General features: G+C 69.9%; 25 protein-coding genes. 14 read left to right on the plus strand and 11 right to left on the minus strand.

The genetic code is table 11. The features are described 5' to 3' along the window. Positions 1–18: 18 nt before the first annotated feature. The 6 genes from L1785_RS18630 to L1785_RS18655 form a co-directional block, all read right to left on the minus strand. Positions 19–162 (minus strand): hypothetical protein, encoded by a 144-nt coding sequence (locus L1785_RS18630; protein ID WP_236090800.1) that lies wholly within the window; start codon positions 160–162, stop codon positions 19–21. Between the two features lies 1 nt (position 163). After that, positions 164–673, minus strand: a complete 510-nt coding sequence (locus L1785_RS18635) for a hypothetical protein (protein ID WP_236090801.1) — start codon at positions 671–673, stop codon at positions 164–166. Between the two features lie 224 nt (positions 674–897). Next, entirely contained in the window at positions 898–1,233 is a 336-nt protein-coding gene (locus L1785_RS18640; RefSeq protein WP_236090802.1) for a hypothetical protein, read from the minus strand. Beyond that, positions 1,230–2,090: an HAD family hydrolase gene (locus tag L1785_RS18645; protein WP_236090803.1), complete on the minus strand. Its 861-nt coding sequence runs from the start codon at positions 2,088–2,090 to the stop codon at positions 1,230–1,232. Before L1785_RS18645 ends, L1785_RS18640 begins: the two co-directional genes overlap by 4 nt. Further along, positions 2,087–2,464 (minus strand): RNA-dependent RNA polymerase family protein, encoded by a 378-nt coding sequence (locus tag L1785_RS18650; protein WP_236090804.1) that lies wholly within the window; start codon positions 2,462–2,464, stop codon positions 2,087–2,089. The genes L1785_RS18645 and L1785_RS18650 overlap by 4 nt, the downstream gene beginning before the upstream one ends. Beyond that, entirely contained in the window at positions 2,461–2,757 is a 297-nt protein-coding gene (locus L1785_RS18655; protein WP_236090805.1) for a hypothetical protein, read from the minus strand. The genes L1785_RS18650 and L1785_RS18655 overlap by 4 nt, the downstream gene beginning before the upstream one ends. Before the next feature lie 281 nt (positions 2,758–3,038). Between L1785_RS18655 and L1785_RS18660 the strand changes: the two genes are divergently transcribed. Both L1785_RS18660 and L1785_RS18665 read left to right on the plus strand, forming a co-directional pair. After that, entirely contained in the window at positions 3,039–3,572 is a 534-nt protein-coding gene (locus L1785_RS18660) for a GntR family transcriptional regulator (protein ID WP_236090806.1), read from the plus strand. Next, positions 3,569–4,300: a GntR family transcriptional regulator gene (locus L1785_RS18665; RefSeq protein WP_236090807.1), complete on the plus strand. Its 732-nt coding sequence runs from the start codon at positions 3,569–3,571 to the stop codon at positions 4,298–4,300. The genes L1785_RS18660 and L1785_RS18665 overlap by 4 nt, the downstream gene beginning before the upstream one ends. A 45-nt stretch (positions 4,301–4,345) precedes the next feature. Here L1785_RS18665 and L1785_RS18670 read toward each other — a convergent pair whose 3' ends face one another. Together L1785_RS18670 and L1785_RS18675 are read right to left on the minus strand one after the other, a co-directional pair. Beyond that, positions 4,346–4,807: an NUDIX domain-containing protein gene (locus L1785_RS18670; RefSeq protein ID WP_236090808.1), complete on the minus strand. Its 462-nt coding sequence runs from the start codon at positions 4,805–4,807 to the stop codon at positions 4,346–4,348. Beyond that, positions 4,804–6,081, minus strand: a complete 1,278-nt coding sequence (locus L1785_RS18675) for a hypothetical protein (RefSeq protein WP_236090809.1) — start codon at positions 6,079–6,081, stop codon at positions 4,804–4,806. The genes L1785_RS18670 and L1785_RS18675 overlap by 4 nt, the downstream gene beginning before the upstream one ends. 204 nt (positions 6,082–6,285) lie before the next feature. Between L1785_RS18675 and L1785_RS18680 the strand changes: the two genes are divergently transcribed. The 11 genes from L1785_RS18680 (at position 6,286) to mobF (ending at position 19,367) form a co-directional block, all read left to right on the plus strand. Continuing rightward, the gene (locus L1785_RS18680) at positions 6,286–7,449 is read left to right on the plus strand and encodes a radical SAM protein (RefSeq protein WP_236090810.1); all 1,164 of its coding nucleotides are present in this window, start codon (positions 6,286–6,288) and stop codon (positions 7,447–7,449) included. Beyond that, positions 7,446–8,063: a 3'-5' exonuclease gene (locus L1785_RS18685; protein WP_236090811.1), complete on the plus strand. Its 618-nt coding sequence runs from the start codon at positions 7,446–7,448 to the stop codon at positions 8,061–8,063. The genes L1785_RS18680 and L1785_RS18685 overlap by 4 nt, the downstream gene beginning before the upstream one ends. Then, positions 8,060–8,686 carry a dTMP kinase gene (gene tmk, locus L1785_RS18690; RefSeq protein ID WP_236090812.1) on the plus strand — a complete coding sequence of 209 codons (627 nt, stop codon included), beginning with the start codon at positions 8,060–8,062 and terminating at the stop codon, positions 8,684–8,686. Before L1785_RS18685 ends, tmk begins: the two co-directional genes overlap by 4 nt. Then, positions 8,683–9,486 (plus strand): aldo/keto reductase, encoded by an 804-nt coding sequence (locus L1785_RS18695; protein ID WP_236090813.1) that lies wholly within the window; start codon positions 8,683–8,685, stop codon positions 9,484–9,486. The genes tmk and L1785_RS18695 overlap by 4 nt, the downstream gene beginning before the upstream one ends. Beyond that, complete coding sequence (gene fxlM / locus L1785_RS18700; protein WP_236090814.1) at positions 9,483–10,706, plus strand: methyltransferase, FxLD system; 1,224 nt, start codon at positions 9,483–9,485, stop codon at positions 10,704–10,706. The genes L1785_RS18695 and fxlM overlap by 4 nt, the downstream gene beginning before the upstream one ends. Then, positions 10,703–11,596 carry an aminoglycoside phosphotransferase family protein gene (locus tag L1785_RS18705; protein WP_236090815.1) on the plus strand — a complete coding sequence of 298 codons (894 nt, stop codon included), beginning with the start codon at positions 10,703–10,705 and terminating at the stop codon, positions 11,594–11,596. Before fxlM ends, L1785_RS18705 begins: the two co-directional genes overlap by 4 nt. After that, complete coding sequence (locus tag L1785_RS18710; protein WP_236090816.1) at positions 11,593–11,784, plus strand: hypothetical protein; 192 nt, start codon at positions 11,593–11,595, stop codon at positions 11,782–11,784. The genes L1785_RS18705 and L1785_RS18710 overlap by 4 nt, the downstream gene beginning before the upstream one ends. Before the next feature lie 287 nt (positions 11,785–12,071). Beyond that, on the plus strand, positions 12,072–13,478 hold the full coding sequence (gene gltX / locus L1785_RS18715) for a glutamate--tRNA ligase (protein ID WP_236090817.1): 1,407 nt from the start codon (positions 12,072–12,074) through the stop codon (positions 13,476–13,478). A gap of 227 nt (positions 13,479–13,705) precedes the next feature. Continuing rightward, the gene (locus tag L1785_RS18720; protein WP_236090818.1) at positions 13,706–14,170 is read left to right on the plus strand and encodes a helix-turn-helix domain-containing protein; all 465 of its coding nucleotides are present in this window, start codon (positions 13,706–13,708) and stop codon (positions 14,168–14,170) included. A gap of 107 nt (positions 14,171–14,277) precedes the next feature. Then, positions 14,278–15,759 (plus strand): ParB/RepB/Spo0J family partition protein, encoded by a 1,482-nt coding sequence (locus L1785_RS18725; RefSeq protein ID WP_236090819.1) that lies wholly within the window; start codon positions 14,278–14,280, stop codon positions 15,757–15,759. 314 nt (positions 15,760–16,073) lie between these two features. After that, positions 16,074–19,367, plus strand: coding sequence for a MobF family relaxase (gene mobF, locus L1785_RS18730; protein WP_236090820.1), 3,294 nt, complete (start codon positions 16,074–16,076; stop codon positions 19,365–19,367). Positions 19,368–19,441: 74 nt separating this feature from the next. Here mobF and L1785_RS18735 read toward each other — a convergent pair whose 3' ends face one another. The 3 genes from L1785_RS18735 to L1785_RS18745 form a co-directional block, all read right to left on the minus strand. Continuing rightward, positions 19,442–20,080, minus strand: a complete 639-nt coding sequence (locus L1785_RS18735; protein WP_236090821.1) for a hypothetical protein — start codon at positions 20,078–20,080, stop codon at positions 19,442–19,444. Beyond that, entirely contained in the window at positions 20,077–20,862 is a 786-nt protein-coding gene (locus L1785_RS18740) for a hypothetical protein (protein ID WP_236090822.1), read from the minus strand. Before L1785_RS18740 ends, L1785_RS18735 begins: the two co-directional genes overlap by 4 nt. Positions 20,863–20,942: 80 nt before the next feature. Further along, complete coding sequence (locus L1785_RS18745) at positions 20,943–21,227, minus strand: hypothetical protein (protein WP_236090823.1); 285 nt, start codon at positions 21,225–21,227, stop codon at positions 20,943–20,945. Positions 21,228–21,434: 207 nt separating this feature from the next. On the opposite strand from L1785_RS18745, the gene L1785_RS18750 reads away from it, so the two are divergent. After that, positions 21,435–22,106: a glutamate--cysteine ligase family protein gene (locus L1785_RS18750; RefSeq protein WP_236090824.1), complete on the plus strand. Its 672-nt coding sequence runs from the start codon at positions 21,435–21,437 to the stop codon at positions 22,104–22,106. Positions 22,107–22,183 lie beyond the last annotated feature (77 nt).

The raw sequence follows: 22,183 nt of genomic DNA on the forward strand, positions 1-22,183 counted from the left end.
CCGCTGGTGGTTCGCGTGTCAGTCGCGCGGTTCCCGGCCGGAGCTTTCGCTCTTGCCCGAGCCGGGGCAGGTGCCGCCGCCGGGCTTCTGGTGGGTGTTGATCTTGCCGTCGCGGACCCCGCCGCGCTGGTTGCAGTCGGGGCAGATCACGGACTTCGACATGTCAGACGGTCTCCAGGACTCGGTATCGGGTGTCCGCGCCCCGACGCTCGCCGGGACGCAGGGTGTAGAGCAGGTGTGCGTGCGTGGAGGCACCGGAGTGCCAGGTGATGTTGAACCCGAACGGGTGGGCTCCAGACTTCTCCCGGGTCGAGTACCGCTCGACGGTGGCCAGCTCGCGTGACTGACTGTTGACGATCGCGGCCGTGATCCATGCCTCGACGTCGACCATCCGGAGTTGGCCGCCTGGCTGCACGACCAGACTGACCGGCGCGACCGGCGCGGGCGGGTTGCCCTCGACGATCTTCTCCTCGCCGTCGTAGCGGCCTCCGCCGTGCACGATCTGCAGGTACGCGGCGCCGCCGTCCGGGGCCCGCAGGACGACGCCGGTGGTGTGCTCCATGCCGGCTTCGCCGGTCACGCCGGCGTCGGTCCAGCTGACGAGCGTGACGCCGTCGGGCAGGTCGCTGGTGAGGAGGTCGGTCAGCCACGTGAGGAATCTGGGAGCGCGCATGGTTTCCACTCTAGGTGCGGGTCGGAGGACCCCGACACGCGGGCGCGCCCCGGTCTTCGGCCAGTGCGCTCACGTCGTCCTCCGCTCGGATGGGGTGGCGGGCCGGGACCCCGGATGGTCCCGGCCCGCTGTCCCGCCGTTCAGGAGCGGGACACTCGCGACCGGGCCAGGCGTCGGGGAAGTGCCCGGTCGCAAGACTTGGATGACGACCCTGTGCAGGCAGGTCACCAGGGGCGCACGATGTCCAGGGTGTAGATGCCGCCGCCGTTCGCGTCGAACCTGTATTTCGGGCGCCCGTCGGGGGTGAGGTCGTAGACGTACCCGACGGACACCAGGGCGCGTTCCAGGTCGAGCATCGTGCGCCCGACGGCAGCCGTAAGGTCCGCACGGTGGGCCAGGAGTGCGTCGGCGTCGCCGGTCCAGACCTCGCAGGACGCCAGCGCCGGACCTGCGCCGGCCAGGCGGACCCGGACCGCCACCGGGTGGGTGCGCGGGTGCCACTCCTCGACCAGGGCGAGGACCTGTTCGACGAGCTCGACCGGCAGCGCAGGGTCGGTCATGAGCCTGCTCCCGCCAGCGCCTGTGCTTCCGCACTGGCCCGGGCCGGTGCGGCGAGCAGGTCACGGAGCACCATCGCCGCGCCGTGCTCGGCGAGCGTCCCGGTGACGTGGTCGGCGGTGTCCTGCACCAGCATGGGGGCGTGCCCCATCGCGAAGGAGCGGGAGGCCCAGGCCATTGCCTCGATGTCGTTGACACCGTCGCCCACGAACACCGTGTGCTCGGCCTCGACGGCGAGGCGCCGGCGGACGGTCTCGAGCGCAGACGCCTTCGACAAGCCAGGTGGTGTCACGTCCAACCAGGACGAGGATGCGGGGTTCACCGTCACACCGAGCGACCGGACGGGTTCCAGCAGCAGCGCTGCGGCACTCGGCGCGGACAGGATCACGCGCGGGGCTGGCTCGGCGGTGAGGTCCTCATCGGAGACGACCAGCTGGCGCCCGTTGACCTGGTCTGGTCCGAAGGGCTCGGAGACGTGGTAGCCCCAGCCGACTTCCTCGACAGCGATCCGGACTGCGGGGCATAGGCGCCGGGCCAGTTTGAGTACCGGTTCGATGTCGAGGGTCTGGCAGGACTCCACCCGGTAGCTGCACGGCCAGGTCCGGTCCAGGCGGGCCGTGACGGCGCCGTTCGAGCACACGATCCACGCGCCGTCGAGGCCGAGCGCGTTGGCGAGGGGGAGTACGCCGACCAGGGACCGCCCCGTGGCCAGGACTATGTGGTGCCCGCCCCCGACGACGTCGGCCACCGCCTGCCGCGTCACGTCGGGCAGGTTGCAGGTTCCTTCAGGGACGAGCGTGCCGTCGATGTCGAGGGCCACCAGGAGCGGGTCCGCCGCCCGGTCAGGCACGCTGGTCATCGGCTCGCCGCCTCGGCGGGGGCGCCTTCCCGACGCCGGATGTCCTCGGTGAGCCGTCCGGTCTGGACCGTGGCCCCGCTGCCGCCGCCGACGACCACGCACGTCGCGCCGTGACGCTCCAGCTCGCGTCGGACCCGTCGGTGCACCGAGGCGAGACGCACGTCGGCGGGCATGATCACCACGCGGGCGTCGTGAAGGCGTGCGGCCTGGACGACCTGGCTGATCGTGAACGTGTCGAACCGGTCGATCACGACCTGAGCCAGGGCGAAGCCCTCCTCGCGCGCGTGCCCGGTGACCGCGTCGCGCTGTCGGTCCAGGCTGGCGGCGTCGCGTCCGCAGACGTACCCGACGGCAACCGGTGCCGGCGCGTTCACAGCGCCGCTCCGATCGGGCGGCGCAGCTGGGCGCGGACGTGGACCTCGAAGCCGGAGACATCGCCGGTCCAGTCCGTGAACCCGGGGGTGAGCATGCGGTGGTCCAGGGGGAAGTCACACCCGAGCGTCTTGGCGATCTGCTCCCCCTCGGCCAGGTCCGCCGGCTGCAGGCTGATGTGGTTGCGGGTCAGAGTGATCGCCTCGATCCGCTCCAGGCCGACCCTCGCCAATGTCTCGACGACGACGCCGAGGGCACGGGCCAGCGACTCGGAGCCTTGCTTCATCGGTCTCATGGGTCCTCCTCGCGCGGCGGTCTGCGCCCAACTGCGGGGCGAGCCGGTCACGCCGTGATCGGTGGTGCCTACTGTCGGCCGGGGTCGCGGCCCAGAGCAGGGCATTCAGCGATCTGCGGTCCGGCATTCTGACGGCGGCGCCCAACCGGGCCGCCGCACGTTCGGCACCTTACTGCCTATCGCGTAAGGTGACAATGTCAGTTCTTCGTCTTCGCGGGCCGGTGCCCGCGTACAGTGGGCGCGTCGATCGAACCGTCGAGGAGGCGTGGGAGGGCCATGCGATGAGCGACCGCAGGCAGTGGGTCAGCGTCTCTGCGCCCTACGTCTCGGGGCAGCCGGGCGACGCCTGGGCGGCCGAGGCCGCCGCGCAGGGCGGGGCCGGGACGCAGAAGCTCGTGGCCGTCGGCGAGGTGCCCGCACCCGATCTCGTCGCCCGGCTACTCGGGCTCGAAGCGGGCGAGCCCGTCGTCCTGCGGTCGCGCGTGATGCTCCTTGACGAGCGGCCGGTCGAGCTCGTCGACTCGTACTACCCGGCCGCGATCGCGGGTGACACCCTGCTGGCCGAGCGTCGCAAGGTGCCTGGCGGCGCCGTCTCGCACCTGACACAGCTCGGGTACCCGCCACGCCGAGCGGTCGAGGACGTCACGGCTCGCCTCGCGACCCAGGCCGAGATCGAGGAGTTGGGCCTTGCCGCGCCGGCGTGCGTGCTCGAGATCGCGCGTGTGATCCTGTCCGACGACGACGTGCCGGTCGAGGCCACGTTCATGACCTCGCCTGCCGATTCGAGACGGCTGCGCTACGAGGTCGCCCTGTGAACCGCGGTACCGACGCCCGGCCCCGGCACGAGCAGATCGCCGCCGACCTGCGCGAGGAGATCCTGCGCGGAGACCTTGCCCCGGGCGCCCAGCTCCCGTCGACCGCCCAGCTCATGGCCCGGTTCGACGCCGCAAACGCCACGATCCAGCGCGCGCTGAAGTCCCTCAAGGACGAGGGCTTCCTGGACAGCCGCGTCGGCAAGGGCGTCTACATCCGCGGGCACCGGCCCCTGGTCATCGACGTCGGCGCCTACCTCCCACCCGACGGCAAGGTCCGCTACGACCTGCTCGACGTCACCACCCTCACCCCACCCACCGACGTCGCCACGGCGCTCAACCTCGACCCGACCGGACAGGCCGTCCGCCGCCGCCGCATCCTCTACCTCGACAAACAGCCCGTCGAGCTGTCCATCTCCTACTACGCGGCCGACCTCGCCACCGGAACGCCCCTGGCCAGAGCCGGCAAGATCCCCGGCGGCGCCCCGCAGGTCCTCGCCGACCTCGGAGCCCCGCAGCGTGCGTTCGTCGACCGGATCTCCGCCCGCCCTCCGACACGCGAGGAGATCACGGTCCTCGACCTGCCCGCAGGCGTGCCGGTCCTGCGTCAGTTCCGCACGGTCCTGACCGACGACGACCGCCCCGTCGAAGTCTCCGTCCTCATTAAGGGCGCGCACCTCTATGAACTGCAGTACCGGCAGTCTGTGCCCTACCCCGACAGCCGGGCATAGCAGACCGAGCCCGAAACTCGCGGGCGAACGAGGTCCGGAAGGTCACTAACGCGGCGCGCCATGCTCCAGGTAGAGGGTCGTCCCCTCGCGCCAGGCGGTGTGGGCTTCTCGAACCCGCCGTGCGAGGCGCGGTATGGCGAAGTGGTCGATCTCTGCGATCGGGACCCACTGCCAGTGGTCGAGCTCGGTGCGGTCTAGGACGATGCGGTCCTCGTCGTCTCCGAGGGTGCCGCAGTCAAAGAGGTAGAGGATCTTGTCGCCCTCGCCGGGGTTCGGTGCCCAGTCACAGACGAGCATTCGGCGTGCGGTGCGCTTGAGGCCGAGCTCTTCGTGTACCTCGCGCTCGCATGCGGCAGCGGGGGACTCGCCGATGTCGAGGTATCCACCGGGTAGGTCCCACCGGTTGCCGTAGGTCTTGCGAACCAGAAGCACGGCGTCATGGGTGGCGAAGAGAGCGCCGGCTGCGACGCGTGGCGTCGCGAACCTGGCCGTGGGGTCGGTGCTCATGGGGCGACTCCGACGAGCGTGGCGAGGCGAGTCAATGCTGCGCCCGGACGGCGCTGCGCGGTGGCGATCAGGGAGGTCACGACGTCCTTCGTGATGTGGTGGTGGCGGACCTGCGACGGTGCTGTGGCTTCAGCCCGGACCAGGGTAGCGAGGGCGTCCTCACGGTCACCGACCGCGAGGCTAGCTCGGGCGACGTCGAGGTGTAGCCGCACCTGGCGCTCCACCGGCAGATGCTCAACGGACAACGCTCCGCCGACCGAGAGAACCGCATCCATGTCACCGAGGGCTGCGGCGACGTTCGCGCGGTGGATCGCCACGTTGGTCGGCCCGAAGGCGGTCCACAGGTCGTTGCGGTCGATGGCGTTCACGTCTGCCGCGCGTTGCGCCTCGTCGAGATACGTGCTCGCTAGCCGCGGGTTGCCATGGCCTGCGGCTAGGACCGCGCCCGAAAGCAGCAGCGTGCCGTAGACGGATGCCGATGCTGGTGTCTGGGCCATGTGCCTCTGGAACCCGTGCGCCGCGGCGTCGATGCTTGTCAAGGCGTCGGCGTGGTGGCCACCGGCGGCCATTGCGAAGGCTGCGGTTCGTATCAACGACAGGTGAAGGCGCGCGTCTTCGGCGGCCTCTGCCGCGAAGACGCCGCGGTCGGCAGCGATCCATGCGATGTCTGCATGCCCGGCCTTGGTCAGCACGATCGCGGCGATCTGGTGCGCGAGGGCCCGCACCCGTAGGTCGGTGTTGTTGCGAAGCCCGCGCATGGCGTCCACGACACGCAGCGCTGAGTCCTCGTAGCGACCTGCCTGGTACGCAGAGAACGAGGCGGCAACGCCCCGCTTCACCGCGTCTGGAGAGGAGCCGGCGACCCGATCTGGCCGGTATGAAACGAGGACCCGCCGCAATGACGCCATCGCCCTGCCCATGTCGGTCGATGCCGCTGGGTCCTCCGCGTCTGTATCTCGCGGCACGGCCCACGATTGAGGGTTCGACAGCGAAGCTGTCGATCTTCCTCGAGGTGTCGGATAGAAACCGAGACCTGCATCGGTCTGGGCGCCGAGAACCGCCCGCAGCCCGTCGCGGTACATCGCACTTGGCCAGCGGATCAGTCCGCGTTCGTAGCGGGCGAGGGTGTCGACGTCGAGGTGGCAGTGCTTGCCCGTCGTGGACCAGATGTACTGGTTGACCGCGGCGGCGAGCTCGGCCCGCGTCATCGGCAGGCCGCTGCCGGACGGCGACGGGGTTGCCTCGCGCAAACGGCGCAGGTACTCGTTGGCCACGGTTTCCCCCTTCCTCGGGCCGAATGGAGATCACTGCCACGCCCAGGGTAGTGACGCCCGCCACAGACGAGGAGTGCCGTGCTCCAGATTGCCGGAACCTGCCGTCCAGAATGCCCTCCGGCGAGCGAGGCGGTGGGACGGAGAGTGGGTCTGCGTGTCGCCGCCCGGCAATGCGCGGAGTTCCAGCGTCTTGGGGAGGCGTCCGTGCCTGTCACCGTCCCGCTGCTATCCCGTGAGCAGATCGAGCGCCTGCCAGAGCGGGCGCGCGAGGTCGTCGAGTACCGCAAGTCTGGCCTGTCTTTGAATCACATCCAGGGCTGCCCGCTGGATTGCGCCTACTGCATCCGGCACACCTATGGGGTGTGGGACATGCGCCAGCCGCGGGCGCTAATGCCCGACGCCGAGGCCGTTGAGGCGCTCGTGTCCCACCCGTACTTCCAGCCGGACCGGACGCCGGTGCAGGTGTTCAACCGGGCGACCGACCCGTTCCTGCCACGGGTCAAGGAGCACCTGTTCAATGTGCTGGAGGACCTCGACGCACGCGGCCTGACGAACCACGTCCTGGTGATCACCCGGTACCGCATCGACCCGGAGGACTGTGAGCGGCTCAACCGGCTGCGGAACATCCGCTTGACGCTGCTGGTCACGTACTCCGGGATCGAGGACGAGCGGATCGAGCCGGTGCGGTCCTCGATCGCCGAAGCTTCGCTCCGCACGGCGTTCGACCACGCTCAGCGGTATCGGGTCATCCTGTACTGGCGCCCGTTGGTGCCGGGCCTGAACGACTCTCCGGAGCATCTGGCCAAGGCGGTCGAGTTGTCACATCACGCGCATGCGACGGTGTTCACCGGCTTGTTCTACCGGGACGAGATCGCCGACTACTACAAGGCCAACGGGCTGCCGGAGCCGTACTCGGGCACGGCGCGGCGCAAGATCGTTCCCGAGACGCTCGAGCGCCGGGTGCTGGGGGCATTCGCCGACGGGAGAGGCGGTCCGTTGTTCCGCAAGACGTCGTGCTCGGTCTCGTTCGCGCACGAGGTGCCGGACTACAACGGGCACTACGGCATCCGCGAGCTGTGCGACATCTGCCCGGCCAAGCAGCTGGCGTTCTGCGGGGACGCGCATCTCGTCCCGACGGCTGATCACATCCGTGACCTCGCGCGACGCCTGCCGGGCCGGGAGGATGTCGAGGTCGTGGAGATCACCGAGCGTGCGGCGATCGTGGCCGGCCTGGACGAGCAGCCGCGCTACTTCCTGCAGCACGGGCTCGGGTTCCAGGTTCACGACCAGCGCCACCCCCATAAGCACCGCCTGCACGGGCGGGCCGACGTCGGCTGGGACGCCGCACAGCAGGAGGTGCTGTCATGACCCGCGCACCTCGCTGGGACGACGCCGACTACGTCGTCATCGACGTCGAGGGCAACGGAGCCCGACCCCCGGAGCTGGTCGAGCTCGCCGTCGTGCCCATCCGGGCCGGGCAGGTCGGCAGCCCCGGCACCTGGCTCGTACGCCCGCCGTCGCCGATCACGTGGCAGGCGCGCGCCATCCACGGGATCTCCGACGCGGACGTCGCCACAGCGCCCACCATCGACCAGATCGCCGACGACGTGCGCACCGTTCTGCAGGACGCCGTCGTGGTAGGGCACAACGTGCACGTCGACCTCGACGTCCTGACCCGCTCCCTGCCCGGGTGGCAGCCCCTGGAGCGGATCGACACCCTGCGGCTGGCGCGGCGGACCTGGCGGCTGCCGAGCTACCGGCTCGGCGCGCTCGTCGAGCACCGACACCTCGACGCTGGTCTGCCCGCCGGCCTGCGGCCGCACCGTGCCGACTACGACGCCCTGGTCACGGCCCGGTTGCTCGTCGACCTGGCCACCAGCACGGCGGGCGGGCTCACGCTCGACGCGCTCCTCGACATGGGCGCCCCGGCGCGGCCGACGCCGAACCTGACCGCTTCGCCGAGCCTGTTCGACCTGCCATGAGCACCGCCCTGTTCATCGCCATCGACGGCCCGTCCGGCGTCGGCAAGTCGACGCTCACCCGCGCCCTGACGGTCCGTCTGGGCGAGGAGGGGTACACAGTCCATCGCACCGCCGAACCCTCGGACGGCCCCATCGGATCCTTGGCCCGCGGCATGACGAATACCGCCGACGGCCTCACCCTGGCGTGCCTGTACGCCGCCGACCGGTACCACCACCTCGCCCACGAGATCGCCCCGCGCCTTGCCGCCGGTGCCGTGGTGATCACCGACCGGTACGTCGCCTCCGGGCTGGTGATGCAGCGGCTCGACGGCGTCGACCCCACATTCCTGAGCATGCTCAACGAGCACGCGCAGACCCCGGACGTGCTGCTCGCCCTGACCGCGGACGACGACGTCATCCGCCGCCGGCTCACCCGTCGCGGGACGCACAACCGGTACCAGGACCAGCACACCTCCTCCCGCGACGAGGCCACCTGGCACCGCGAGGCCGCCGACCACCTGGCCGCGGCAGGCGCCGTCGTGCACGGCATCGACACCACGCACCTGACCGCCGACGCCGTCACCGCACTGGCGCACCAGCACGTCCGCGACGCACTCACCTCCAAGGAAGGTCAGGCCGCATGACCATCACGACACCGCTGGATTCGTCGAGCCCCGCCGCGGCCTCTGGCACCTTCACCATCGGCGGGGACCTGCCCGTGCACCGCATCGGATACGGCACGATGCAGCTCACCGGCCCCGGCCACTGGTACCACCCCGCCGAGATCGACGGTGCGAAAGCGGTGCTGCGGCGGGCCGTCGACCTCGGGATCAACCACCTTGACACCGCCGACGCCTACGGACCCGAGACCGTCGAGCACCTCATCCGCAAGGCCCTGCACCCCTACCCCGAGCACCTCGTCATCGCGACCAAGGGCGGCCTGACCCGGCAGGGACCCGACCGGTGGGCCCCCGTCGGGCGACCGGAGTACCTGCGTCAGTGCGTCGAGATGAGCCTGCGCCGCCTCGCCGTCGACCGGATCGACCTGTACTACCTGCACCGGGTTGACCCGCGTGTCCCGCTCGAAGACCAGATCGGCGTCCTCGCCGACCTCCAGGACGAGGGCAAGATCCACCACCTCGGCCTGTCGAAGGTCACCGTCGAGCAGATCGAGGCCGCCCGGGAGATCACCCCGATCGTTGCGGTGCAGAACAAGTTCAACATGCTCGAGGGCGACGACGACGTCCTGGACCACTGCATCGAGAACGACATCGCGTTCGTCCCGTACGCACCGCTCGCCGCCGGCGTCATCTCCCTGTCCGCGGGCGTCGCGCTGCGCTGGCTGCTGGACCTCGCGCCGAACGTCCTCCCGATCCCTGGCACCACTTCTCTCCAGCACCTGGAGGACAACCTCCACCTCCCCGCGCCCCTGGAGCCCGCATGACCGACACGACCCCTGTCACGGCCGAGTCCCTGCGCGAGCGCATGGTGGCCGAACTGCTCCATGACGGCGCGATCACCGACCCGGTCGTCGAGGCCGCGTTCCGCGCCGTTCCGCGCGAGGTGTTCTGCCCGCCGGGGACGCCCCTGGAACAGCCGTACCTGATCCACGACAAGGTCCGTACCCGCTTCGGCGCGGACGGCAAGACGCTCTCGTCCCTGACCGCCCCACTCCTGCACGCCCGCAACCTCGCCCAGGCACAGGTCGAAGCCGGGATGCGAGTACTCGAGATTGGATCTGGCGGGCCCCTCGCCGCCCTCCTGGCCCACATCGTCAGCTCCGGCGGAGAGGTCGTCACCGTCGACATCGACGAGGGCGTCACCACCCGCACCCGAACCGGGCTCGAGCACCTGGGCCTGACCGGCCGGGTCAAGGTCATCACCGCCGACGCCGGCCTGCCCCTCGACCGCGGCGTGTTCGACCGGATCATCGTGACCGTCGCCGCACGCACCGTCCCGGAGGTGTGGCTCGACCAGCTCGCCGACGACGGCATCCTCGTCGTCCCCTTCCAGCTCGCCCCCAACAGCCAGCGCGTGCTGGGGTTCCACCGCCGTAGCGACCGGCTGGTGGCCGAGTCCGTCGTGATCGGCGGGTTCGTGCCCATGCAGGGCATCGACCACTACGATGAACCGGCCGTCACGCTCACCAGCCCGTCGGGCAGCCCGGTCACGTTCCGGTTCGACGACACCTTCCCGCCAGACCTCGCCGTGTCCGACGACGTCCTGGCCACCAGCCCGGTCGAGGCCTGGTCCGGCGTGACCTACGCGGACGGCGAGGAGTGGTCCGACCTGCTCACGTGGGTCCTGGTGCAGCCCGGCGGCTGTCAGGTCCAGGCCGCCGACCGGACGGATCTCGGCCACGCCAAGGCGTTCTTCCCCGGCCTCGCCGACGGCGCCTCGTTCACCGTACTCACCACGCGGCCCGCCGCGGACGGCGAACTCAGTGAGATCGGCGCCGTCGCGAAGGGGCCCGAGGCCGACCGCCTCGCCGGCCGGCTCGCGGCCGCCGTGCGCGCCTACGACGCCGAGCACCGCGGTAGCGAGCCCCTGTACCAGTGGTGGCCCTCCGGCGCCGGGCTTCCCCGCACCCCGCCGTCGGTGGCCCTCCTGCCCCGCCCTCACGGCACGCTGACGATCAGCTGGCCCCAGGCGGGTCGAGCGTGACGACACCGATCGCGAACACGACGGCACTCGACGAACGCCAGCGCGGGCTGCTCGCCGCGTGGCTGCCGAATGCCGTCGTCGTGCGCGACCACAGCTGGGGCTACGACCAGACGACCGTCCTGGAGGTCGCCACCACCGACGGTGGCCGGTTCATCGTCAAGGCCGCCGGCCCCGCCGACGTGAAGATCGGCCGAGAGATCCACGCCCACCAGCACTGGGCGCACCCGTGGACCTCGACGGGCCGCGCACCCGTCGCAGTGCGGCACGACGCCGACGCGAATCTGCTCCTCACCCGGTACCTGCCCGGCGACCTGGTACTGGGCACGCGGCACGAGACGGACCCGGACGTGTACCAGCAGGCCGGTGAGCTCCTCGCGGTGTTCCACGCGCAGTGCGCGCTCGTCGACGACCAGTGGGAGGCTGCGGAGAACGCCCGCTCGCTCGCGCGGCTCGACCGGTCGCACCGCCTCCCGGCCGACACGGTGGCCCGGCTGCGGGACGTCGTCGGCTCGTTCGAGACGCCGCCGGTGACAATCGTGCCGACGCACGGCGACTGGCAGCCGCGCAACTGGCTGACCGACGACGGTGTCGTCAAGGTCATCGACTTCGGGCGCGCGGCGCTGCGCCCGGCGTGGACGGACCTCGTCCGCCTCGCCGTGAAGAACTTCCCGGGCCACCGAGAGCTGGAGACGGCCTTCCTCGACGGGTACGGACGCGACCCACGCGACCCGGACGCCTGGTTCCGCACCCTGGTCCGTGAGGCGATCGGCACGGCGGTCTGGGGGTACGAGATCGGCGATGAGAGTTTCGAGCGCCTCGGGCACCGCATGGTCGACGACGTTCTGGACGAGGCGGACCAGGCGGACCAGGCGTCGATGGGTCGCCGGTGACGTCGGCGGAACGGAACACCGATCTCGAGGTGACCTACAAGGGTGAGGCCGTCGCCAACTCTCAGGTCACCACAATCACCTTGACCGCAAAAGGGGGACTCGACATCGGCCCGGCCAACTTCGAAACCGGCGGCACGCTGAATCTGGCGCTTGATCGCGCCAAGCTCCTTGCCGTGACGGGGGACTGAGTCACGACGCGGATCCGCTCTTTGGCTGTTCCGGCGAAGAGATGTGTCTGACCGGACGATCGACCAACTTATGGGCCGGTCACCCTTTGCTCGAACTCAAGCCCCTGTCTCGGACCGCGTGAACGAACGAGCGCGCCGTTCGGTACAGGTGCTTCCGCGCTTGAACTACGAGATGGTCACCGCGCGATTCGTCGTGGTCCACGAGATCGTTCGCTGGCCACACGACCGGCTGATTCCGGCCACATCAGGAGGGTTCTGCAGGAACGATGAAAGCTAACCTTGGCTCCGTGACGAGTCCCGAGATCCGCGTTCGCTTCGCGCCTTCGCCGACCGGCATGTTCCACGTTGGGAACGCTCGATCGGCGCTGTTCAACTGGGTGTTCGCGCGTCAATCGGGTGGGTCACTGGTCCTGCGGATCGAGGACACCGACGCCGAGCGCAGCCGGCCGGAATGGGTGCAGGGCATCCTGGACGCGATGGCCTGGCTCGGGATCGACGACTCGCAGTACGAGGGTCCGTTGTTCCAGTCGGACTACGTGGGCAAGCACCGCGAGGCGATTGACAAGCTCCTAAGGGACGGCCGCGCCTACTACTGCGACTGCACCCGCGACGACGTCGTTGCCAGGACTGGGTCGAGCCACAAGGGATACGACGGCTTCTGCCGTGACCGTGGGATGGAAGCCGCCGAGGGACGGGCCGTGCGGTTCCGCACGCCGGACGTGGGCTCCACGGTGGTGGTCGACCTGGTGCGTGGCAAGCCGGAGTTCGAGAACGCATTAATCGAGGACTTCGTGATCGCCCGCGGTGACGGGTCGCCTGTGTTCCTGCTGGCGAACGTCGTGGACGACATGATCATGGGCATCACGCACGTCATGCGTGCCGAGGAGCACCTGCCGAATACGCCCAAGCAGCAGTTGATCTGGGAAGCGCTGGGTGCGCGGCCTCCGATCTGGGCCCACGCGCCCGTGCTGGTGAACGAGGCTCGCCAGAAGCTGTCCAAGCGGCGCGACCGCGTCGCGCTGGAGGACTTCCGCGCCGAGGGCTATCTGGCCGAGGCGATGCGAAACTACCTGATGCTGCTCGGCTGGGCGCCATCGGGCGACCGGGAGATGGTCCCCTGGGACGAAATCGTGGCCGAGTTCCAGCTCGAGGATGTCAACCCGTCCCCGGCGTTCTTCGACGTCAAAAAGTTGCGGGCCTTCAACGGCGATTACATCCGCGCCCTGCCGCTGGACGGCTTCATCGAGGCGGCCCAGCCGTGGCTCGTGTCCAACAAGGCCCCGTGGCCCGCTGAGGCATACGACCCCGCGGTTTTCGCGGCTGTGGCCGAGCTGGTGCAGACCAGGATCGTGCTGCTCGGCGAGGTTGTGCCGATGGTCGACTTCCTGTTCCTTGGCGAGCCGGTGTCCGACGAGGACGCATGGTCCAAGGCGATGGGTTCCGAGCATGCCGCTGGCATCCTTGCCGACACGATCGAGCGGTACTCCGAGGTCGAGTGGACGGCGGACGTACTCAAGACGGAGCTGGAGACACTCGGCGCGGGCCGCGGGCTAAAGCTGGGCAAAACCCAGGCGCCGGTCCGTGTCGCGGTCACGGGCCGGAGGGTGGGGCTGCCTCTGTTCGAGTCGATGGAGGTACTGGGGCGGGAAGCGACACTCGCCCGCCTCAGGGCTGCAGCGCAGCGGCTGAGCTGATCCGCCGCACCTTGCGGTTCATCGGAGCCAGCCTCTGAAGATCGATCCGCTGCCACGCGGCGGCGGTAGGACAGGACGGAGACGTTCAACGATCTGGTTGAAGGTCTTGCGGGTTCCTCGCCGAGCAGTAATTCTCGGCGAGGAACCATCGCAAAGCCCGCAGGCTGAGCTCTCCGTGAGGGGGTCCTGCTCGCCCGCGGGCTGTCGAATCGGCCTACCCTGGCCGAATGACCGACGACGCGCCGTCCCACGTCACCGACCCGGCAGCCCAGGCCCGCCATCCCGAGAGTGCACGGATGACCGGCACCGAGCTGCAGATCGCGCGACTGCACGTCGGAATGTCGCGGGCCGAGCTGGCCCGCACCCTGGCCGTGCGCGAGGACACGGTGCGCCGCTGGGAGATCGGGAAAGACCCGGTGCCGTTCCGCGTGCGCGATGATCTTCGCGCGATAGAGAATGCGACGGATAGCGCAGTGAATTCATTGATCGACTCTCTGAAAGAAATGCGATCGCCGTACGTCATTCTTTCCGGGGAGCAGGGACTGGTGGGCGGCGGGTCGCCCGATCTTACCGACTACGGGCCGGGATGGTGGCGCGCCGTGGTGGCCCGCGCCGCCCGCGCCGTACCGGGAACCAGAGTCGGGACGCGCGAGGAATTGGCCGCTTTCGGCGCGATAAGAGATCCCGAATAAGTCGGCACAATCACGCGGCAAATGTTGCCAGCCGACAACTGATGAAATAGAATGGGATAAAGCACCAGGGGAAAATCCCCAGGGCTTTCGGGTAGAAGGAGCCGATCATGTCCCACCCCACCGTAGAGACGGCGACCGAGTTCGCCAACCTCGACCCGCGCGCGCTCGCCATCGAGACGAACGTGCGCTCCGACGCCGGGCTCACGCCCGAGTTCATCGACTCCGTGCGCGAGCACGGGGTGCTCGTCCCGATCCTGGTCCAGCGGACCACCGACGGGCAGTTGCTCGTGCGGGCCGGGCAGCGCCGCACGCTGGCGGCGATCGAGGCCGGGCTGGAGACGATCCCGGCCAGGATCGTGGACGCCGACGGCGACCAGGCCCGCAGGATCATCGAGCAGGTCGTGGAGAACGACGCCCGCGCCGCCCTGCGCGACGCGGACCGTGTCGCCGGGTTCCAGCAGCTGTCCCTGCTCGGCGTCCCGGCCGCGCAGATCGCGAAGAAGACCGGCCACGCCAAGGAGACGGTGACCACCGCGCTCGGCGTGGCCGCGTCGAAGGTCGCCACCGCCGTCCAGACGAAGTACGACCTGACCCTGGACCAGGCCGCCGTGATCGCGACCTTCGAGGGCGACGACGAAGCGATCAAGAGCCTCACCGCGACTGCGGTCAAGGACCCCGGACAGTTCGGCCACCTGGCCCAGCGGCTGCGCGACCAGCGCGACCGCGAGGCGAAGCTGGCCGCCGCGCAGCAGGGTCTCAAGGACGCCGGGGTCCGGCAGGTCTCGGTCCCCGCGCAGGGCGACAAGACCGTCAAGCCGCTGGAAAGCCTGACCGACGCGGACGGCAACGCCCTGACCCCCAAGTCCCACCAGGCCTGCCCCGGGCACGCCGCGTTCCTGCGCCAGGCCTGGGACGGGCAGGTCGCCACCGTGTTCGTGTGCGACGCGTGGAAGGCGAACAAGCACAAGACGCCCGGCACCACGCCCGGGACCCCGGTCGACGTGGAGGCCGCCGCGAAGGCCAAGGCCGAGCGGGCCGAGGTCGTCGAGAACAACGCCGCGTGGCGGTCGGCCGAGACCGTCCGCCGCGAGTGGCTGGCCGGGTTCGCCAAGCGCAAGACCACCCCGAAGGACGCCGCGACCTTCATCGCCACCGCCCTGGTGACCGACACGCACTCCCTGGAGTCGGCCAGCACCGAGGGCCACCCGCTCGCGGCCGGCTGGCTCGGCATCCCCGGCACGCTCGGCGGACGCGACAGGATCCGGGACCTGATCGCCAAGGCAGGCCCGGCCCGGGCCCAGCACATCACGCTCGTCCTCGTCCTGGCCGCGATCGAGGCCCGCACCGGTGTCCAGACCTGGCGCCGCACCGGAGCGGAGCGCCGCTACCTCACCGCTCTCGAGTCCTGGGGGTACACGCTCTCGCCCGTCGAGCAGATCGCCCGAGGCGAGCAGCCGCAGCCCGAGCCGGGCCCGACCGCGAACCGGCCCGCCCCGCGCACGAACGCGACCAGGGCGAAGGCGACGGCGCCGAAGAACGCGCCCGTCAAGCAGGCCGACACCCCGGTGACGGCGGCAACGAGCGCCTGACCCACCGCAGCGAGGCCGGGCCGTCGCAACCAGCGACGGCCCGGCTTTTCGCATGCCTGTGGAGCGTCACAGCAGTCACGATGCAGAACGACCGAGACCAGACTGACCAGATCCAAGATCACAACGGACGCAGACCAGCAGGCCAACAGATCTAGACAATGGTCACATCACGACCACGACGTCAGACGAGCCACGACGACCAGCCCAACCACCAGAGCAAGCATCACACCGATTGCACTCAGGCCTAGAGGTGTCTGTGCCTGGCTGTGCCGTGGCTGACATGGCCGACGCACCTCCGTTGTGGGAGGTGTGCCATGACGATGTCGATTCGCAAGGTCAGTGCCGGGCACGGGTATGCATACCTCCTGCGCTCGGTCGCTCGCGGCGACGGCGATCGCGCGGCCCCCGACAGGGTCACCCGTTACTACCTGGAGGCCGGGACGCCGCCCGGGTTCTGGCTTGGATCGGCCGTCGCCGACCTCGCGAGAGGAGGGTTCGCCCTCCAGGAAGGCGACTTGGTCACCGAGGAGCAGCTCAAGCGTCTCGTCGGCGCCGGGCGTAATCCGCTCAACGGCTCGCCGCTGGGGCGCGACTACGCGGAGTACAAGCCCGCGGTGCAGCGGATCGCTGAGCGCATCGCCGACCTCGATCCGAACCTCAGCGAGGTCGAGCGGGCGTGTGCCGTCGCGGTCATCGAGTCCGAGGAGTACCGCGCCGGCGACAAGCACGCGGTTGCGGGGTTCGACCTCACGTTCTCGGTCCCGAAGTCCGTCAGCGTTCTGTGGGCGATGGCCGACGCCAACACCCAGGCCCGGATCGTCGAAGCCCACCACGCCGCCGTCCGCGAGACCCTCGACCTGCTCGAGCGGCACGTCGGCGCGACGCGCCGCGGCGTCCAGGGCATCGAGCAGGCAGACATCTCCGGCCTCATCGTCGCGGCGTTCGACCACTGGGACTCCCGCTCCAACGACCCGCAGCTGCACACGCACGCCGTCGTCTCGAACAGGGTCCGCACGATCGTCGACGGTGTCTGGCGCACCCTGGACGCTCAGCCGCTGTTCGCCGCGACGGTCGCTCTGTCGGCGCACTACGACGCGCTTCTGCGCGACCGGCTCACCGCCACGTTCGGCGTCGGCTGGGAACTTCGCGGCCGCGGCGCGGACCGCACCCTGCAGTGGGAGATCGCCGGGATCAGCGAGGACCTCATCGAGGAGTTCTCGTCCCGGTCGGCGCAGATCAACGCGTGCACCGACGAGCTCATCGACGACTACGTCGCCAGCCACGGCCGTCGCCCGACCCGCACCATGATCGGCCGGCTCCGAGCGCGTGCCACGCTGGCGACCCGTCCGGAGAAGGTCCTGCATTCGCTGCACGACCTCACCAATGCCTGGCGGCGCCGCGCCGCCACGCTCGTGCCCGACGGCGACCCGGTAGGGCTTGCCCGTCGCCTCACGACCCAGGGCGCCGCGCCGGTGTTCCGCGCCGACGACGCTCCCGCGGAAGCGGTGGAGAAGGCCGCGGCGCAGACCCTTGCCGTGGTGTCGGACAAGAAGTCGGTCTGGACCCACTGGAACCTCTGGGCCGAAGCCTCCCGGCAGACCCTCGGCTGGCGCTTCGCCACGGCACACGATCGCGAAGGTGTCACCGCGCGGATCGTCGACCTGGCCGAGGCGGGATCGATCCCGCTCACCCCCGACGAACTCGCACCGACACCACCCGTGCTGCAACGCGAGAACGGAACCTCCCGCCTCCGCCCGCGCCACCACAGGGTGTTCACCTCGGTGGAGGTGTGGGACGCCGAGCAACGGCTCCTGGACCTCGCCGACGACCTGCGTGCGCCGGCCGTCAGCCTGAACGAGATCGCAGCCGCCGTCGGGCGACCTGATCGCGGACGGGACCTCACCGCCGAACAAGCCCGCGCGGTAGCCGCGGTCGCCAGATCTCGGAGGACGGTCGACCTGCTCGTCGGACCGGCGGGCGCCGGCAAGACGACCACGATGCGTGCCCTGGTGCGGGCCTGGACCGGGGCCCACGGCCGTCAGTCCGTCATCGGACTCGCGCCGTCTGCGGCAGCCGCCAAGGTCCTCGGCCACGACATCCGCCTCCGCGCGGAGACCACCGCCAAGTTGCTCCACGAGACCGCCCAGGGCCCGATTCGGCTGAGCAGGGGACAGCTCGTGATCGTCGACGAGGCGACCCTCGCGGGGACCCGCACCCTCACGGCAATCGCCGACGCCACCCACGCGGCTGGCGCCAAGTTGCTGCTCGTAGGCGACCCGGCTCAGCTCCAAGCCGTCGACGCCGGCGGTGCGTTCCGCATGCTCGTCCATGCCCGCCCCGACGCACCCACGCTCACCGATATCCACAGGTTCGTCCACATGTGGGAAAAGGAAGCATCAAAGTCCCTGCGTGCGGGCCTACCAGAAGCCGTCGCCGCCTACGACGACCACGGCCGCATCCACGAAGGCGCCCACGACGAAGCGCTCGACGCCGCCTACACCGCCTGGGCGCTAGACCTCGAAGGTGGACGCGCGTCAGTCCTGATCGCGGACGCGGCCGCCACGGTCGCGGACCTAAACCGTCGCGCCCGCGCCGACCGCATCCTCGCCGGGCTCGTCGACCCCAGACGCGCGGTCGCCCTGGCCCACGGTCCCGAGGCCTCCCCTGGGGACATCGTGATCACCCGCCGCAACGCCCGTGGCCTTGTCACGCTCCGCGGCGGCTTCGTCCGCAACGGTGACCGCTGGCAGATCACCGGCGTCCGCCGCGACGGCGCGGTCGAAGCCCGACGCCTGAAGTCGACCGCAGGGCGCGTCCGCCTGGGCTCCGCGGTAGTCCTGCCCGCCCGGTACGTCGTCGACCACCTCGACCTCGGCTACGCCGTCACCGCCCACCGCGCCCAGGGACTCACCGTGGACACCGGCCACGTCGTCGTCACAGCCAAGACCGCCCGGGAGAACCTCTACGTCGCGCTCACCCGCGGCCGGTACGCCAACCACGCCTACGTCGCCACCGACCTGCCCGACGACGACCACACCCCACCCGCCGAAGCCGCCACCGCCCGAGCGATCCTCTACCGCGTCCTCGCACGCACCGGCGCGGAGCTCTCGGCACACGAGACCCTGCGCGAGGAGCGCGAGAAGTGGGCGAGCCGCGAACGGCTCATCACCGAGTACGAGCACCTCGCCGACCACGCCCAGCGCCCACGCTGGACCCGGCTGATCCTCGGAGCTCTCACCGGCGCGGGCCGCTTGACCGAAGATGAAGCAGCCACGGCGATCACGTCGGACGCCTTCGGGCCGCTCTGCCGCGAGCTCCGCCGGGCGGAGGCCCACGGGCACGACGTCGAGCGCGCCCTGCCCGCCGTCGCTGCCCACGGCACGCTGCTGGGAGCCGACGACGTCTGCGCCGTCCTCAAGCACCGGCTCGCCCGCGCCACCAGCAACCCCGTCCCTGGCCGCGTTCGGATCCTGCCCGGCGGGATCCCGCAGGCGGCCGGGCCGATGCCCGACGACGAACGCGCCGCCCTTGATGCCCGAGCCGGTAGTCTGGGCCCGCTGCCGGGACCGCCCGCCCGAACGACGACCACCACCGGCCCCTGTCTGTAACTGACCCCGGAGGGTCGCACCGGGGCGTGCCAGCGTCGACACGCCGTGCCCTTGCGGGTTGAGCGCTACGGTCCTCACGTGACGGGTTTAGGGCCGTCACCCCGTCGGCTGATGTGTCCCCAGTCGTCGCCGACGACGGTCTCGGCCGCGTCTTCGCCCCAGTCGATGCTCCAGACCAGGTGCGTGAGCTCCTGGGCGGTCTGGGCATCGATGAGTATGCCGCTCGTCGTCAGGTCGAGTCCGGCAGCGACGGCGCTTGCGGTCGAACGGGGGAGCTCGAGGACGTCCTGTGCGTTGCGGAGCGCGATGACGTAGACGAGGACGTGCATCGCTAGTGCCATTGTTCCCTGCTCGCGCTTGATCCAGAGCGCGACGTCGCCAGCGAGGTTCGGTGGCAGGTGCCTCATGGCCGGACTGGTTTTCGTCGGATCCGGGTAGCGGCTCTCGTACCACTGCTGGATGGCCTGCTCAAGAGCCTCTGCGTTGGCGCGACCTGTGAGCAGGTACGACAGCCCCAGCGGCTCGGGGGCGTCGGGGCCGCCGTCGGACAGGGAGACACGGACATCCAGCTCGCCCGCGTCACGTATCAGCTGTGGCCGGCCGGCGCGGACCTCGGCAAGGAGGTACTCCATGTTCTCTTGAGCGCTCGGTGTGTCCCAGTCCGCCTCGCCCTTCGGACCGGGCGACCCTCCGTTGGTCGGTCGGCCGGTCATGCAAGGTCCTGGATGAGCACCGGGCGCGCAAGGACGACCCGTTCGGCGCCTTCGACGGGATCGGGCGTGATGTCGACGACGGTTGCCACGACCCGGGTAGCGGGGTGGTGTTGACGGATCCAGATGTCGGGTCCTGACACTGCACGCCCCTTCGAGGCACGTGAGGTCTCCCGCCAGGCGAACGCGGCGCGGTCCCCGGGTTCGAGGTTCTGGCTCTTCTCGTTCATATAGATGTGCTGACGCACGTGCGGGCTGTCGAGCCCGAGTTCTGCCGCGATGAACGAGGAGAGGAATCCTGGATCGGACGGGTACTCATGTCCTACCGCATCCGGCACCTCCGACGCCCAACTCGCCCGGCAGACGTTGTCGAGCGAACCAACGAGTACAAGATGTAGACCAGCTGCGTCCTGGCCATCGGGGAAGCCGCTGGGCTGCTGGAACGGCGCGACGTACCCGTGGGCCCAGAACGCCGCGACACTGATGTTCTCGCCGCGGCGGATGTCGCCGAACCTGAGGAACGGCATGATCCCCGAGTACAGGGCGCTCAGGTGCAGATCGAGGATCTGCCCTTCCTCGACGGTGTCCCAGGGATCGGTGAGCACCGCGCGGCCCTTTTTTCTGCTGCGACCGAGCGCGTAGTCCACCTGGTCCTGAAAGCCGGGCTCGACGGTTCGACTAATGCTGCCGGTCAGAATCTTGCTCAGTCCGAACGACTTGGTCGTCTCCTTGATGCGGCCGGTCTCGATCTCGTCCAGCGCTCGCGATGACTTGTAGAATGACACGCTCGGTCCCCCTCATCGGACGTGCTCTGCGAACTGGGTCAGGTGGCGGTTCGGTAGCGCGTGCGCAGGCGCCGCTGGGACTACGGCACCGGCTCGTCGGCGCGTAGCTGGTTGATCTCGGCAATCCAGCGGTCCTGGAGCGCGAGGATCCTCAGGGGCGGCTTAGGCAGGACACGTCGCACCGCGCGGTCGGCCTCGTTGGGGACGTCTATCGGCGCCTGCCAGCAGTCGCGCTCCAGCTCGTCGGTTGCTGCGTCGCGGCGCTTTCTCAGAATGTGCAGGAGCATCAGGGCGCCTTGGTGGGTGCTGTCGACGAGGGCGACATCGTCTCGGATCCGGTCGGCGATGGTCGGCTTCGTCGTCACGACAGGCTGTCTACCAGGAAGAAAACCCCAGGTGGGGGACCTGGCGGGCGTGTTCGCGCAGCCCGTCGGACGGGGCGGTCGGTAGGGTGCCGAGCGAGCAACTGTGGATGGCCCGCTGCGCGCCGGTCATCTGGAGGGTCCAAGGTGTTGCCGCGGCAGCCTGGGGCTGCTCAACTCTCGCGATCGATGCCTACAGGGGAGTGCTGCGTGCCGGACTGGCAGAGAACCGACACCTTCGTCGACGACAACGTCGCGTTCCTCGAGGAAGACCTCGACAACCGGTCGGTGGCCATCGACGAGGCATGCCGTGCTCTTGATGAGGGTCTCGCGGAGACCGACGCCGCTGCTGTGGCGAGTGCGGTCGACGAGGTGGCGGCAGCGGCCCGTGGGGCAGCGATCTCCGCGATCAAGCTCGCGGTCCTGAAGGAAGCCCAGGCAGGCCTCGCCGCAGGCCATGGTGTGGGTATCGAGGAACGGGACCTACTTCCCGTGTCCCCTTCGACCGCGCTGCTGAAGCCGACGGCGACGCGAAGCGTTCTGGACCACCTTGGCGACAACGGCCCGGACGCGACTCCCGACGAGGTGCGCCGCGAGTTCACCGCTGCGCTCAAGGAAGTCGTGATGCGTGCTGCGGACACGTTACGTGATGCGGCCGACCGTGTCGGGTTGACGCTGGCTGCCGCGCGCCAGGCCGCCTTGGGCGGCGACCTGGCCGACACCGTGCAGTGCGCGTACGCCGTTGAGGCCACGGCGGCGACCCTGCCGACGGCTCACCAGGAGTGGCTCGTCGCTGCCGGCGAGCAGGCGAACATCGACGACACCGGGGTGCCGCAAGGGCTTGAGTCCTGGTTGCGGGAGAACGGTAGACGGCAGAACTGAAGCCTCTCCCCGGACGGCTTGGCGCTGGGCGTCTGCCGTCGCCACGGCAGTGGCGCGCTCCCACCTGTGGAACGCCT

It is taken from the genome of Antribacter soli, assembly GCF_021568775.1.
Taxonomy (GTDB): domain Bacteria; phylum Actinomycetota; class Actinomycetes; order Actinomycetales; family Cellulomonadaceae; genus Antribacter; species Antribacter soli.

Bases quoted from the DNA above. Each gene is read 5' to 3' on its own strand.
- mobF (WP_236090820.1), top strand. From the start codon at position 16,074: ATGACGATGTCGATTCGCAAGGTCAGTGCCGGGCACGGGTATGCATAC.
- L1785_RS18725 (WP_236090819.1), top strand. From the start codon at position 14,278: ATGTCCCACCCCACCGTAGAGACGGCGACCGAGTTCGCCAACCTCGAC.
- L1785_RS18735 (WP_236090821.1), bottom strand. From the start codon at position 20,080: ATGACCGGCCGACCGACCAACGGAGGGTCGCCCGGTCCGAAGGGCGAG.
- fxlM (WP_236090814.1), top strand. From the start codon at position 9,483: ATGACCGACACGACCCCTGTCACGGCCGAGTCCCTGCGCGAGCGCATG.
- L1785_RS18685 (WP_236090811.1), top strand. From the start codon at position 7,446: ATGACCCGCGCACCTCGCTGGGACGACGCCGACTACGTCGTCATCGAC.
- L1785_RS18630 (WP_236090800.1), bottom strand. From the start codon at position 162: ATGTCGAAGTCCGTGATCTGCCCCGACTGCAACCAGCGCGGCGGGGTC.
- L1785_RS18720 (WP_236090818.1), top strand. From the start codon at position 13,706: ATGACCGACGACGCGCCGTCCCACGTCACCGACCCGGCAGCCCAGGCC.
- L1785_RS18640 (WP_236090802.1), bottom strand. From the start codon at position 1,233: ATGACCGACCCTGCGCTGCCGGTCGAGCTCGTCGAACAGGTCCTCGCC.
- tmk (WP_236090812.1), top strand. From the start codon at position 8,060: ATGAGCACCGCCCTGTTCATCGCCATCGACGGCCCGTCCGGCGTCGGC.
- L1785_RS18635 (WP_236090801.1), bottom strand. From the start codon at position 673: ATGCGCGCTCCCAGATTCCTCACGTGGCTGACCGACCTCCTCACCAGC.
- L1785_RS18655 (WP_236090805.1), bottom strand. From the start codon at position 2,757: ATGAGACCGATGAAGCAAGGCTCCGAGTCGCTGGCCCGTGCCCTCGGC.
- L1785_RS18670 (WP_236090808.1), bottom strand. From the start codon at position 4,807: ATGAGCACCGACCCCACGGCCAGGTTCGCGACGCCACGCGTCGCAGCC.
- L1785_RS18645 (WP_236090803.1), bottom strand. From the start codon at position 2,090: ATGACCAGCGTGCCTGACCGGGCGGCGGACCCGCTCCTGGTGGCCCTC.
- L1785_RS18695 (WP_236090813.1), top strand. From the start codon at position 8,683: ATGACCATCACGACACCGCTGGATTCGTCGAGCCCCGCCGCGGCCTCT.
- L1785_RS18660 (WP_236090806.1), top strand. From the start codon at position 3,039: ATGAGCGACCGCAGGCAGTGGGTCAGCGTCTCTGCGCCCTACGTCTCG.